The following is an 11,525-nucleotide window of genomic DNA, read 5'->3' on the forward strand; positions in this document are numbered from 1 at the left end:
GCGCCTTCCGCGGGCTGATCCCGCGGGTCAGCCCACTACTCAGCCGGCAGCACAGTGCCGCCGCACCAGGTTCAGCGCGGCCGTGGTCATGCGGGGTAGCACCGCCGCGTACTCGCCGAACCTCGCGTCCGTCGACTGGCCCTGCTCGAACAGCCACGCGCCGTAGGTGACGATGGCCGCGTAACGCGCCCGCGCGGCCGCCTGGAACCACTCCAGATCGCCGGCGGCGCGCCCCGTCCGCGCCGACCACTCGCTGACGAGGCGCTGACCCGACCAGAAGCCCGGGGCGTCCATTCCCGGCATACCTCGGGAACCCGGCTGACCGAACATTCCCGCGAGGTTCGCGACATCCCAACGGGGGTCGCCGTTGAACGCCATCTCGACGTCGAGCAGGGCCGTGAGCCGGCCCTCGTGCCAGAGAGTGTTGGCCAGCTTCGAGTCGCCGTGGCATGCGGCCGGAGCGGCATCAACAGGGGCGGACGCGATCAGCAGCTCAAAGGCCTCCCGCAGGTCCGAGCCCGCGAGCTCGACGACGGGGGCGTACCACCGCTCGACCTCCTCCCGGGTGGAATAGGCCGGACCCAGGGCGTCGAGTGGTTCGCGGTGCAACTCAGCGTAGGCATCAACCAGCTGCTCACAGACCGCGGCACGCACCGACTCGGCCGCGGACGCGGTCCAGGCCGGCGCAGAGAACTCCGACCACGGCTCACCCGGCACCCGTTCCATCAGGAAGAACTGGTCACCGAGCACGGCCGGGTCAGCTTCCAGCCGTACAACAGCGGGCACCGGCAGCTTCTCGTGCCTGGCCGCCATCTCTTCGAAGATTCGGTACTGCCCTACAACATCGTGCACCCGGTTGCGCTCCAGCAGCGGGGCCTCCGACGGCGGCAGGCGCAGGACGAGGTCGAGCCCTTCCACCAGATATGTCTCGTTGGAGTTGCCCGCCGTGAGGGCGCGCACGCCCGTGATGCGGTCGCCGTCAGGTAAGTACTCGGTCAGTACCGCACAAATGGCCGTCAGGTCACGCGGCAACAGCGTTCTCCTCTGGTGATAGCTCGCGGTGATGAATGACTCCGCGACTGGTCTGTCCACCATCAATCCCGGCGTCCCGGCCCTTGGGCGTCCCGGGCCGTGGGCCTGGTCCCTGGTCCCTGGTCCTGCCGGCGACTACCCGAAGGTCAACTCCCGCGCGTTCTCGGCCATGATCTTCCGCTGGTCCTCGAGCGAGAAGTCGGCCACGTTCGCCAGAAAGTCCCGCGGTTTGGCGACGCCCTCGGCGTGCGGCCAGTCCGAGCCGAACAGGATCCGCTCGACGGGAACGGATCTCGCGAGTTCGGCGACGCTCTCCTCGACAAACGGCGAGACCCAGACGTTGTCGTGGAACTGGTCGACCGGGCTTTTCGTGAACATCCCCGGGTTCTGGCCGTGCAGCCGCTGCAGTACGTGCAGCAGGGACGGCACCCAGACGCCGCCGTTCTCGATGGACGCGAAGCGCACCCCCGGGTGTCGTTCGAACAGGCCGTGCGCGATCAGCGCGAAGACGAAGTCGTGGATGCGCCGGTCGTGCATGAGCGCGTCGACGAACGGCTCGTAGAACGACAGCGACGACACCGTGCCCTGGCGGCGACGGCTGGAATAGCCCCAGGTGTGCGCGAGAGCGTCCTCGAGTTCCCGATAGCCCTCGTCGAAGCCTGCATGCGCGGTCATGACGAGGCCGGCCTCGGCGACTCGGGCCCAGAACGGGTCGAACATCGGGTCGGCGGGCGACTTCATGCCCTCGGGAGTGAACACCGGCCCGGATCGGATTGTCACGATCCGGGCGCCGCGGCTGATCACCCATTCCAGTTCCCGCACCGCGCTGTCGAGGTCCGACAGGGTCAGGTAGGGCACCCCGAAGATCCGGTTCTGGTAGGCGAAGCCCCAGTCGTCGTCCAGCCAGCGGTTGAAAGCGCGGAAGATGTCGATCGATGCCTCGATGTCGGGCTGCATGGGACCTTCCATGCACACGCCCTGGGACGGGAACAGCCACATCGCCTCGAGGCCCTGCTCGTCCATGACCTTCAGACGGGCGTCGCAGTTGTACCACTCCGGATGGTCGGCCGGGTTCTCGCACGTCAGCATGTGGGCGAGGTCGGACTTGGGGGCGCGGCCGGCGAAGTAGTCGTACAGCGCGCCGGGTCTGGGGCGCGGGTTGACGTCGCCAGGGCCGGGGATCCAGGGGTGCGGCTCGTCGTGGACGAAGTAGCGCATCCGGCCGTCGACCTCCCGCACCACCACGCCGCGGTCGGCGAACTTCGGGCTCCGATGCCGGGTGAAGGCATCGCTGGGCTCCCAGTAGTGGTTGTCGGTGTCAAAGATGTCTGGCTTGGCGATGTCCGTGGTAGCGCTCGCCATGTCCTGCGGCCCTCCGTTTCCGTGCCGTGGCGGCCCGCCCGAGGCCCGGCCACACGCGCCGTCGGCACCGGCGAGGCGTGCCTGTCGCCGGCGACCGCCAGTAGTCCGACGCCGCCAGCGCCAAAGGTCACGCGCTCTCCGTGACGACTCGACCAGCGCCATACGCTACATGATCCAGAATTATGTATCGCAATGGCACTCGTAGGATGTTGGATGGATGCGGCGCGGTCAAGAGACGTCGCGGTCAAGGGACGTGATGCGACGACACGGTTGGGGTGGCTCCCCGCCCACGAGCGAGCACGAGGCCCGCGAGAGGATCCTCGACGCCGCCGTCCGATGCCTGGACCGGGATGGGGCCTCACACACCAACCTGTCCGACGTCGCCGCCGAGCTCGGCGTGGCCCGACCGACGATCTACCGGTACTTCCCCGGCCGCGACGACCTCCTGTCCGCTGTGACCGAGCGGGCCCACCGAGCCTTCAAGGGCGAACTGCAAAGCCGGTTCGCCAACATCAGGGAACCGGCCGAGTACGTCGTCGAGGTGGTGGCGTATGTCGTCGAGCAACTGCCGAGATCGCCCCACCTCGCCGTCCTGCTGGCAACTGGCCGCACGCAACGGTTCGAGCGCGACGCCGTGTCGACGTCGGCCGTCGCCCGCAACGTGTCGCTTCTGCGCCGGGACCTCGACTGGGCCGCCATCGGCTATGCCGAGCACCAGCTGGGCGAGCTGGTGGAGATCATGCACCGCATGATCGTCTCGCTGATCGTCGCGCCGCCGGACAACCCGCGCTCTGGCCCTGAGCTGCGCGACTTCCTGCGCCGCTGGTTCGGACCGAAGCTGGCCCCACAGTCGGCGGCACAAGGCCGGGCCTCAGAGCCGACGGTAGCTTCCAAGATCGGATAGTAGACGCAGCCGCAGAAATGCGCCGAACCGTGGTCACGGCGTCGTCATGACACGGAGTCACTACGGCTCCCCATCGGAGGACCGGACACGATCTTCCTGTCGGCCAGCCGCGACATCCTGCCCGCGGCGAGGAGGCGGCCGGGCCGCGGCCCGGCCGGCCCACGATCACGGCAAGCGAGCGATCCGCGCTCAGGGCCTCGTCGGGATACCGTGGGTACATGGCGGCGCCACGCACCACTACGGTCACGGTTCCGATCACTGTCGAGTGCGACGAGGACGGCGTCTGGTGCGCACATGCGCAGCTACGTCCAGGAGTAGGTGCCCATGGCGAGGGTGCCACCGAGCAGGACGCACTGGACGATCTGCGCGAGGCGCTCGTCGGCCTGATCGAGGAGTTCGGGGTTCCCCGGGAGTTGTCCGTCACCGTGGCGGCCTGATGCCCCCAGTGCCCTCCGTCCGAGGCATTCGGGTGGTCCAGGCGCTGGAGCGTCAGGGTTTCAAGGTGGCGAGGGTCAACGGCAGCCATCACATCATGCGGCACCCGGACGGGCGTGGCACGACGGTCCCGATGCACGGTACGCGGGACCTCGCGAAAGGCACACTGCGCGGCATCCTCCATGACGTCGGTCTGACGATTGACGAACTCGCCCCGTAACAGCCTTTTCAGGTCATGCGGGTATCAGGCTGGCCGCGACCGTCGCGCCGAGTTCCCAGCAGGCCTCGCGGGCCGCGGCATCCACCTCGCCGACGATCGACAGCGGCTCGCGCAGGCGCTTTCACTTCAGCCCCGTGGTGATGGTCTCGACGCCGCGGACCGCACCGGTGGTGTCGCTGTTGCCATGGACGTAGAGCGCGTACGGACGACCCACCGTCGTCTCAAGCACGGGATAATAGATCTGGTCGAAGAAGCGCGCCGAACCCTGGTCACGGAGAAGTCACTCTTGGCGACGACTGGTCCGACCAGGCGCCGTATTGTTCAGCGCGGTGACGCACTGCCGTAGCTCGTCGAAGAACACGACCTCGTATGAAGGCCCCAACTCCTGTGCTACGCGGACCGCCAGAGCGTAGCCTCGCCCGTTCCAGTCGGCCTGGACCTGTTCATTCGGCCAGTCGTAGCCGTTGTCACTCAGCGTGCGGGTGTACTCAGCCGACCACAGGGCGAGCTCGTCACGCAGTCCGTCGGTCAGCGGCAGCGCTTCGGGCGACAACATCCCGTCGCCGGTCCACAACGGAAAAGCGTAGTAGTCGGCCATCACCTTCACCTGACGCATGGCCATGTTTGAACCATAACGTCAAGCAGTGTTCTGAGCCCGGGAGACGCGCACCGCCAAACGCGCTCAATCCGCCAGATGGGCATCGATCGAGCGCATACGGCCGCCCGACCGTCGCGCCCAAGATCGGGTAGGACATGGTGTCGCGGAACTTCCGGAAAGTCGCGTGCGTCGAGTTGTGACGCTACGTTTCGGATGAGGGCATCGACGACGAGGACCGCGGGGTGCGGATCCACCCGGCTGCGCGGTGAAGCAGGCGTTCCACGCCTCTATGCTCCGTGTCCTTCCGCGCTGTCCTCCGTGACCTGGGCGGTGTTGCGCGCGGAGGCGGCGGACGCGCGCACCCGCGCCGCGCATTCGAGGATGATGGCAGCGGCCATCGCCGACTCCTGGATGTCGGTCTTCCACGACGAGACGCTGACGCGCATTCCGGTGACGAACGCGACGCCGGTGCCGGTCGGCAGCCCGAGGATCTCCACGAGCCAGCGCCGGGCCACGTCGTGCAGCTTCGCCGCCACCGGCGACATCACTGGCAGCGCCGAGTTCTGGTCCCAGGCGCTGACCAGCCAGGACGCGCCGAGCGCGACGGGGAGCGTGGCACCGTTGACGAAGCCGAAATAGCGAGCGCCGGCCGTAGCCATCGTCGCGGGGCTCCCGACGTCATGCAGCAGCCGAAGCGTCGCTTCCGCCGCCTCGCCGACCTCAGGCAACGGCTCATCGAAGGCGGCGAGCCCGCGCAACGCGACAGCGTCGGGCGCGACCCCGCGGTCGTCGACGGACGCCGCGTAGTCGAGCGCCATCGCCGCCGCCGCGCGCAGTGTCGCGGTGTCGTCGACGTCCATGGGCCGATCCTGCCCGTAGCCACGATCGCGGGCGAACGAATTATGCAGTGGTCGCGCCGACGACCGTGATCGCGGGAATCCGGTCGTGTCGCTGTTGCCATGGACATAGAGGGCGTACGGACGGCCGATCGCTGCTTCCAAGCAAGGAAGTAGGCTTGATCGAAGAACTTGCAGAAAGTCGCGTCCGTCGCGCGATCACACTACGTGCTTCTCGGAACCCTGCGGACCGCGGCCTCGAGAACTGCGGGGCGTCCCGACGCCCCGCTTCCCGGCCGGCCTCCGGCAGGCAGGACGAGAGAAAACCCGCCCCGTACCCGCTACCGGATGACGATGACCGTCGCGCGGTGTCCGGCAGCATTCTTAAGCTTGGTGTCGCCTGTGAGCAGGTTGCAGCCGAGTGCTTCGGCGAGCGCGATGTAGGCGGCGTCGTATGCGCCGAGGTTGTGCCGCAGCTGCCACATCCGGGGGTGGTAGGGCCAGACCGGATGACGGGTGATCCGCAGGCGCGCGTAGTCCGCCAGCATCTGCTCGCCACGATGAGCAGTGATCTTCTTTCCGGCGGAAAGCCCGCGGACTGTCGACGCGACCTCGACGTCGAGATGGTGTGGGGCGTGCAGCGTGCGCGGGGCGGACAGACGCTGCCGGAGCACCTCGTCGCCCTCGCGAACGGACAGCACATCTATGACGAGCGAGCAGTCGACCACGTACGTGAGGGTCAACGCCGCCCCTCGTCGCGCGCCGCGAGGATGTCGTCCATGGTGAGCCCCACCGGTTCCCTGTCGCGTGCGATGCGGGCGATGACCTCGGCGTTGGTCTCCGTGGCCGCATCGGCATCCATCAGGTCCCGCAGGTACCCGGACAGCGACTGCCCGAGCGATCTGGCTCGCTCACGGAGAACCTCGAGCGTCGTCGGATCGACATCGCGCACCTGGATGATGCCCCCGTCGGCAGACTCGCTCATATATCCACGCTACCACGGTTCATGCATCACGCATGAATCGTCGCGTCAACCTCGCCGGGAGCGTTCGTGGCACCTCACGACACCTCCGCTGCTCGCACGCCGTCCCGCCGGAACGTCGCCTTGAGCCGGCCACCAGCCCGGCAGGATCGCGTTCCCAGTCGTAGAACAGACGCGCGGGGCAACATCGGGGCCGATGGTCAGCCAGATCCGCCGCACCCGAGGCGGTCCGGGCGGCTGACCATTGGACCTGGACACGCGGGTGGAGCCCTGAGTCCGGCCCCGTTTAGATCACCCGGGCATCAGGCTGGCCGCGACCGTCGCCCCGAGTTCCCAGCAGGCCTCGCGGGCGGCGGCGTCCGCCTCGCCGAGGATCGACAGCGGCTCGCGCAGGCGCTTCCACTTCAGCCCCGTGGTGATGGTCTCGACGCCGCGGACCGCACCGGTGGTGTCGCTGTTGCCATGGACGTAGAGCGCGTACGGACGACCCACCGTCGCCTCAAGCACGGGATAATAGATCTGGTCGAAGAAATGCTTGAGGGCACCGCTCATGTAACCGATGTTGGCCGGGGTACCGAGCAGGTAGCCGTCGGCGGCGAGCACATCGACGGCCGTGGCGGCCAGTGCCGGGCGGACGACGACGTCGACGCCCTCGATCGCGTCGTCCCGTGCCCCGGTGAGCACTGCCTCCAGCATCGCCTGCGTCGTCGGCGACGGTGTGTGATGGACGACCAGCAACGTCGGCACCCCGACATGCTAGCCGTGGCCCGGTGCCCGCCAGGGAGCACTTCCTGGGACCGTCAGCGCGGGATCATCGAACGCGCGAGGCGGAAGCCGACGTCGTCGACCCGAAAGTCCGGATGGCCACGGCGCCGCACCGAAGCGCGGCAACTCCAGTGCTCGTCGAACCAGCCTCCGCCACGCAGCACCTTGTAGGAGCCGTAGACCTCGGCGTCGTAGGTGTCCCAGCACCAGTCCCAGACGTTGCCGAGCATGTCGTACAGGCCCCACTCGTTGGGCGCCTTGCCGCCGACCTCGTGCGGGCGCTCGGCCGAGTTGTCTCGATACCAGGCGATCTCGTCGAGTGGTCCGTACCGTGGGCCGGTCGTCCCGGCCCGGCAGGCGTGCTCCCATTCGGCCTCGGTGGGCAGCCGGTATCCCTCGGCGGAATCGTCCCGTTCGACGTGGCTGTCGCCGGCACGGATCACATAGGCGGGTGCCAGCCCCTCCCGGCGCGAGAGCTCGTTGCAGAATCGCACGGCGCCCCACCAGGAGACTCCCTCGACCGGCAGCCGCCCGCCCCGAACAGCGCTCGGAAACTCGCCGGCCACCTGGGTATACAACGCCTGGGTGACAGAGAAGGCGGAAATGGAATAGGGCGCGAGCTCGACCGGCCATGTCCGCCGTGTCCGCCGATCCGACAGGGTCACCTGCCCCGGCGGGATGACGACCATGGCGCCTTCCACGTCATAGTCCACAAGAAACTGATCTTATATTTCCGTGGGCGCCGCGCGCCTACCTGGAGATCGCGCCGCGCCCCGCCCGGGAGCGGCGGTGGCGTTTCGCCTGGTACATCGCCTGGTCCGCGGACCGCAGCAGTTCCTGTGCACTGACCGATCGCTGTGGCGTGACGGCGTAGCCGACACTGGCCGCCACCCGCCGGCGGGCTCCGCCGACCGGGCACGGCCGGCCGAGCTCGGCCATGAGGCGGGCCACCAGCGCGTCGGGGTCGGTCGCGCCCTCGATGATGGCCGCGAACTCGTCGCCGCCGAGCCGCGCGACGGTGTCGCCGGGCCGCACGGCGGCACGCAGCCGGATGTCCCGTCTGACCGCCGTCAGCGGAGCAGCCGGCGCGGATTCTCGGACCAGCGACCGACGCCCCATCGGCCGTGTTCCACTGCCATACTCCTCCGGTGACCGGTTCCTGGCTTTCCGCGACACTTCCGGTGCTGGGTCTGGCGACCGCCTCGGTCGAGGCGGTGCGGCTGGCTGCCGTCCGGGCCGGGGCGGCCGGGCCCGGAACCGACGCGGTCGTCGACCCCGAGCGCGTCGCCGCCGCCTTCGGGAGCGAACGGCTTTTCCGGGATGGCGACGCCCGCCCGGACGCGTTCGCACCACTGTCCGGCTTCTTCCGAACGCAGGACGGGTACCTGCGGACCCACGCGAACTATCCGCACCACCGCGACCGGCTGCTGCGGATCCTCGGACTTGCCGACGCCGACCGGGAAGCAGCCGCGGCCGTGATCGCGACCCGCGCCGCGGCCGAGATCGAGGACGCCGCGGCGCAGGTCGGCGCCATCGCCGTCCGGGTCCGGACCGAGGCCGAATGGCGCTCCAGCGCCCCTGGCATGGCCGCCGCCACCGGGCCGCTCGTCCGAACCACCGAACGTGACGACACCGTGGCCGGTGCGCGGTCCGCCCGGACATCGTCCGCCGGAACACCTTCCACCCGTGCGCCGGCCGGCGGGGCGCTGCCGCTGGCGGGGGTGCGGATCCTCGACCTCACCCGCGTCCTCGCGGGGCCGGTGTGCGGCCGCACGCTCGCGCTGTTCGGTGCGGACGTGCTGCGCGTGGACCCACCGGTGCCAGCCGAGATCACCTGGCAGCATCTCGACACCGGTCAGGGCAAGCGCTCGGCGCTGCTGGACCTCCGTACCGACCTGCCACGCGCCCAGGAGCTGCTCGACCGGGCCGACGTCCTGGTCACCGGCTACCGGCCGGGGGCCATCGAGGCCTTCGGCCTGCGGATACCTCCCGGGCTGGTCCGGGCCCGGATCAACGCCTGGGGCGACTCCGGGCCGTGGGCGGGGCGGCGCGGGTTCGACTCCATCGTCCAGGCCGCCGCGGGCATCGCGCTGATCGAGAGCCACGACGGGGTCACCCCCGGCGCCCTGCCCGCGCAGGCGCTGGACCACGCCACGGGCTACTTCCTCGCGGCGGCGGTCATCGACGCGCTGGCGGCCCGCGCCATCGACGGCCGGGGCCGCGACGTCGCCACCTCCCTCGCGCGCACCGCCACCTGGCTGCTCGATGCCCCGGGGCGCGACCCCCGCCATCCGGCGGCGACGACGCCCACCGACGCCGCGACGGTCACCCACGGCCGGCTGACCACCGCGCGCCCGGCGATTCCCGGCTTCGACGACTACGCCTTCCCGTCCCGTCCCTGGGGCCGCGACGAGCCCGCCTTCGGCTGACGTCGAGCGGCGGGACCGCCGCGCGGTCCGAGGCCAGCACACCAACCGGAGCTGGCCGCGCCGGCTGGTCGGTCGTCCTCGACTCCGGCACGGTCGCGCCGTTGCGACCGTCCGGGTTGAACGGCCCCACGATGGCCGTCTTCCTGGTCTGGGTTGTCTACGACCAGCGGGACCTGGCAGCGCATCCGGGCCTGGCGGCGCTCCGGCAGCGACCCGCCCCAGGGGGCCGTGTGCCGGGCCCCGCGCCCGCCCCGACAGCCTGGCCAGTTCGGCACTTTCGGGCGATTTGCCGGTTGTTTTCCGCGGGTGTTCTTGTTCGGGTGCGTATAGGCTGACCCGCCAGGCTGGACGGACCACTCGGAACCGGCGTCGACCCGTCATCCGTCGCGGTTCGCGGCATGACGCCGATCGGAGCTGCTCATGACTCAGACATTCGTCGACGGCGCCCCGCGAACCTCGCCGGCGACCAGGCCCCCGCTGACCGGACCCCCGCTGCGCCCCCTGACCAGCGGTGATCGTGCATTCCTGCATTTCAGTCGGCTCAACCCCGGGGAGCGGCTCGAGGCCGGGGTCGTGCTGTGCGTCGACGACCCGACGCTGACCGTCCACGAACTGCGCGCGCACGTGGCGACGCGGCTGGCCGAGGCTCCGGCGCTCACCGAACGGCTGTCCCCACCGACCGGGCGATCGGCGGCCGGTGTCGGCTGGCAGCTCGACCACGAGCCCAGCCTCGGGTATCACGTCAACGTCGAGGAGCTGCCCGCCGGCAGCGGGCAGGACGGCCTGCGGGAGGCGATGGACCGCATCGCCTCCCGGCCCCTCGACCTCAACCGCCCGCTCTGGCGGATCTGGCTGCTGCGCGGGCACCGTCCCGACGGGGTCGAGGTCGTTTACCGTTTCAGCCACATCCACCAGGACGGCGCCGCCCTGCACCAGGCACTGCACCTGCTGTTCGGGCTCGACCGCGAACCGGCGCTGCGGAACCTGCCCACCTTCGGCGCCCCCACCCGACGCGACTACGCCCGGATGGCGTCCGGGCTGCTGCGCGGCATCCCCCGTACCCGGCAGCTCACCTCCTGGGGCGGCCCGCCCCACGGCGGGGCCCGGCACACCTGGGCGATCGCCGAGCTCGACAGACTGCGCCGCATCGCGCGCCGCAACGCCGCGACGGTGAACGACGTCTATCTCGCGGCCGTCGCCGGTGCCCTGCGCACCTGGTCACGAACGGAATGGACCCGGTACGGGCGTCCCGTCCACGCGGTGATGCCGATCAGCCTGCGCACCCCGGCCGAGCAGGAGATCCTCTCGAACTTCACGTTCGGGGTACGGATACCGCTGCCCTGCGCCGAACCCGACCCACGCCGCCGGCTGGCCCGGGTCGCCGCGCAGACCCGGCGGATCAAGGCAGGCGGGCGGATGGGCACGATCGAGCGGCGGATCCTGGACCGGGTGCCGCCGAACGCCTCCCCCCGCATGCTCGCCGGGGTCGCCGCCTCCGGATCACGCGCACACGAGGTCGCTCTGGTCGCGAGCAACACCGGAACGATGCGCGGCCCGTACGCGATCGCGGGGCGACAGGTCCGCACACTGATCGGTATGCCCCCGCTGTTCGTCGGCCGGCAGCACCTGTCGGTGGCGCTGTTCGGTCTCGACGCGCACGTGTGCGCCGCGTTCACTGCCAGCGCCAGCGTGCCGCGCCACGCCGAGCTCGCCGACCGCTGGCTCGCCGAGCTCGCCGCCCTCGACTGACGGGCGCTGCCGGGTCGGCGTAGGAGGGCTGGGCCGACCGGCTGGGCCGACCGGCTCCGCCGCTCACTGGATCGAAGGCCTGCACACACCTGGCGTGACCAGTGCCGATTCGGGGCACTGTGCGTGGCAGGGGGACGTGATATGAGCCGTCGAGCGCTGAGCACACCGGACCGCGCACACGTCACCGCCTCGCCCGCGGGCGGGCCGTGGCCG

The 11,525-nt window shown here is 70.1% G+C and carries 14 protein-coding genes and 1 pseudogene; 5 read left to right on the forward strand and 10 right to left on the reverse strand.

The features are described from left to right. Window positions 1-39 precede the first annotated feature (39 nt). Window positions 40-1,032 (reverse strand): phosphotransferase family protein, encoded by a 993-nt coding sequence (locus AWX74_RS00735; protein ID WP_165615416.1) that lies wholly within the window; start codon window positions 1,030-1,032, stop codon window positions 40-42. A gap of 135 nt (window positions 1,033-1,167) precedes the next feature. Continuing rightward, window positions 1,168-2,394 carry an amidohydrolase family protein gene (locus tag AWX74_RS00740; RefSeq protein ID WP_091270492.1) on the reverse strand — a complete coding sequence of 409 codons (1,227 nt, stop codon included), beginning with the start codon at window positions 2,392-2,394 and terminating at the stop codon, window positions 1,168-1,170. Between the two features lie 256 nt (window positions 2,395-2,650). Here AWX74_RS00740 and AWX74_RS00745 point away from each other — a divergent pair, with 256 nt between their 5' ends. The 3 genes from AWX74_RS00745 to AWX74_RS00755 all read left to right on the forward strand — a co-directional run bounded on the left by AWX74_RS00745 (window position 2,651) and on the right by AWX74_RS00755 (window position 3,953). Continuing rightward, a complete protein-coding gene (locus AWX74_RS00745) occupies window positions 2,651-3,298 on the forward strand; it encodes a TetR/AcrR family transcriptional regulator (protein ID WP_165615417.1) in 648 nt (215 codons plus the stop codon). Between the two features lie 218 nt (window positions 3,299-3,516). Further along, entirely contained in the window at window positions 3,517-3,735 is a 219-nt protein-coding gene (locus AWX74_RS00750; protein WP_091270497.1) for a type II toxin-antitoxin system HicB family antitoxin, read from the forward strand. Further along, window positions 3,735-3,953, forward strand: a complete 219-nt coding sequence (locus AWX74_RS00755) for a type II toxin-antitoxin system HicA family toxin (RefSeq protein ID WP_091270500.1) — start codon at window positions 3,735-3,737, stop codon at window positions 3,951-3,953. The genes AWX74_RS00750 and AWX74_RS00755 overlap by 1 nt, the downstream gene beginning before the upstream one ends. Before the next feature lie 13 nt (window positions 3,954-3,966). Here AWX74_RS00755 and AWX74_RS00760 read toward each other — a convergent pair. The 8 genes and pseudogenes from AWX74_RS00760 to AWX74_RS00795 all read right to left on the reverse strand — a co-directional run bounded on the left by AWX74_RS00760 (window position 3,967) and on the right by AWX74_RS00795 (window position 8,253). Then, window positions 3,967-4,182, reverse strand: a pseudogene (locus AWX74_RS00760) (flavodoxin). 51 nt (window positions 4,183-4,233) lie between these two features. Next, window positions 4,234-4,575, reverse strand: coding sequence for a hypothetical protein (locus AWX74_RS00765; RefSeq protein ID WP_091270501.1), 342 nt, complete (start codon window positions 4,573-4,575; stop codon window positions 4,234-4,236). Between the two features lie 263 nt (window positions 4,576-4,838). Beyond that, entirely contained in the window at window positions 4,839-5,411 is a 573-nt protein-coding gene (locus tag AWX74_RS00770; protein WP_193209621.1) for a hypothetical protein, read from the reverse strand. 317 nt (window positions 5,412-5,728) lie between these two features. After that, window positions 5,729-6,130 carry a type II toxin-antitoxin system VapC family toxin gene (locus AWX74_RS00775; protein WP_091270504.1) on the reverse strand — a complete coding sequence of 134 codons (402 nt, stop codon included), beginning with the start codon at window positions 6,128-6,130 and terminating at the stop codon, window positions 5,729-5,731. Next, window positions 6,127-6,372, reverse strand: a complete 246-nt coding sequence (locus AWX74_RS00780) for a hypothetical protein (protein WP_091270507.1) — start codon at window positions 6,370-6,372, stop codon at window positions 6,127-6,129. The genes AWX74_RS00775 and AWX74_RS00780 overlap by 4 nt, the downstream gene beginning before the upstream one ends. A 288-nt stretch (window positions 6,373-6,660) precedes the next feature. Next, window positions 6,661-7,065, reverse strand: coding sequence for a flavodoxin family protein (locus tag AWX74_RS00785; protein WP_091271077.1), 405 nt, complete (start codon window positions 7,063-7,065; stop codon window positions 6,661-6,663). A gap of 104 nt (window positions 7,066-7,169) precedes the next feature. Then, a complete protein-coding gene (locus AWX74_RS00790; RefSeq protein WP_207550236.1) occupies window positions 7,170-7,823 on the reverse strand; it encodes a formylglycine-generating enzyme family protein in 654 nt (217 codons plus the stop codon). A gap of 61 nt (window positions 7,824-7,884) precedes the next feature. Then, complete coding sequence (locus AWX74_RS00795) at window positions 7,885-8,253, reverse strand: diguanylate cyclase domain-containing protein (RefSeq protein WP_091270511.1); 369 nt, start codon at window positions 8,251-8,253, stop codon at window positions 7,885-7,887. A gap of 29 nt (window positions 8,254-8,282) precedes the next feature. On the opposite strand from AWX74_RS00795, the gene AWX74_RS00800 reads away from it, so the two are divergent. Both AWX74_RS00800 and AWX74_RS00805 read left to right on the forward strand, forming a co-directional pair. Next, on the forward strand, window positions 8,283-9,563 hold the full coding sequence (locus tag AWX74_RS00800; RefSeq protein WP_242666008.1) for a CoA transferase: 1,281 nt from the start codon (window positions 8,283-8,285) through the stop codon (window positions 9,561-9,563). A 420-nt stretch (window positions 9,564-9,983) separates the two neighbouring features. Further along, window positions 9,984-11,312, forward strand: coding sequence for a wax ester/triacylglycerol synthase domain-containing protein (locus AWX74_RS00805; protein WP_091270516.1), 1,329 nt, complete (start codon window positions 9,984-9,986; stop codon window positions 11,310-11,312). Window positions 11,313-11,525 lie beyond the last annotated feature (213 nt).

It is taken from the genome of Parafrankia irregularis (genome assembly GCF_001536285.1).
GTDB classification, from domain to species: Bacteria; Actinomycetota; Actinomycetes; order Frankiales; family Frankiaceae; genus Parafrankia; species Parafrankia irregularis.

Bases quoted from the DNA above. Each gene is read 5' to 3' on its own strand.
- AWX74_RS00785 (WP_091271077.1), bottom strand. From the start codon at position 7,065: ATGCTGGAGGCAGTGCTCACCGGGGCACGGGACGACGCGATCGAGGGC.
- AWX74_RS00805 (WP_091270516.1), top strand. From the start codon at position 9,984: ATGACTCAGACATTCGTCGACGGCGCCCCGCGAACCTCGCCGGCGACC.
- AWX74_RS00790 (WP_207550236.1), bottom strand. From the start codon at position 7,823: ATGGTCGTCATCCCGCCGGGGCAGGTGACCCTGTCGGATCGGCGGACA.
- AWX74_RS00745 (WP_165615417.1), top strand. From the start codon at position 2,651: ATGCGACGACACGGTTGGGGTGGCTCCCCGCCCACGAGCGAGCACGAG.
- AWX74_RS00755 (WP_091270500.1), top strand. From the start codon at position 3,735: ATGCCCCCAGTGCCCTCCGTCCGAGGCATTCGGGTGGTCCAGGCGCTG.
- AWX74_RS00740 (WP_091270492.1), bottom strand. From the start codon at position 2,394: ATGGCGAGCGCTACCACGGACATCGCCAAGCCAGACATCTTTGACACC.
- AWX74_RS00795 (WP_091270511.1), bottom strand. From the start codon at position 8,253: ATGGGGCGTCGGTCGCTGGTCCGAGAATCCGCGCCGGCTGCTCCGCTG.
- AWX74_RS00765 (WP_091270501.1), bottom strand. From the start codon at position 4,575: ATGGCCATGCGTCAGGTGAAGGTGATGGCCGACTACTACGCTTTTCCG.
- AWX74_RS00780 (WP_091270507.1), bottom strand. From the start codon at position 6,372: ATGAGCGAGTCTGCCGACGGGGGCATCATCCAGGTGCGCGATGTCGAT.
- AWX74_RS00770 (WP_193209621.1), bottom strand. From the start codon at position 5,411: ATGGACGTCGACGACACCGCGACACTGCGCGCGGCGGCGGCGATGGCG.
- AWX74_RS00750 (WP_091270497.1), top strand. From the start codon at position 3,517: ATGGCGGCGCCACGCACCACTACGGTCACGGTTCCGATCACTGTCGAG.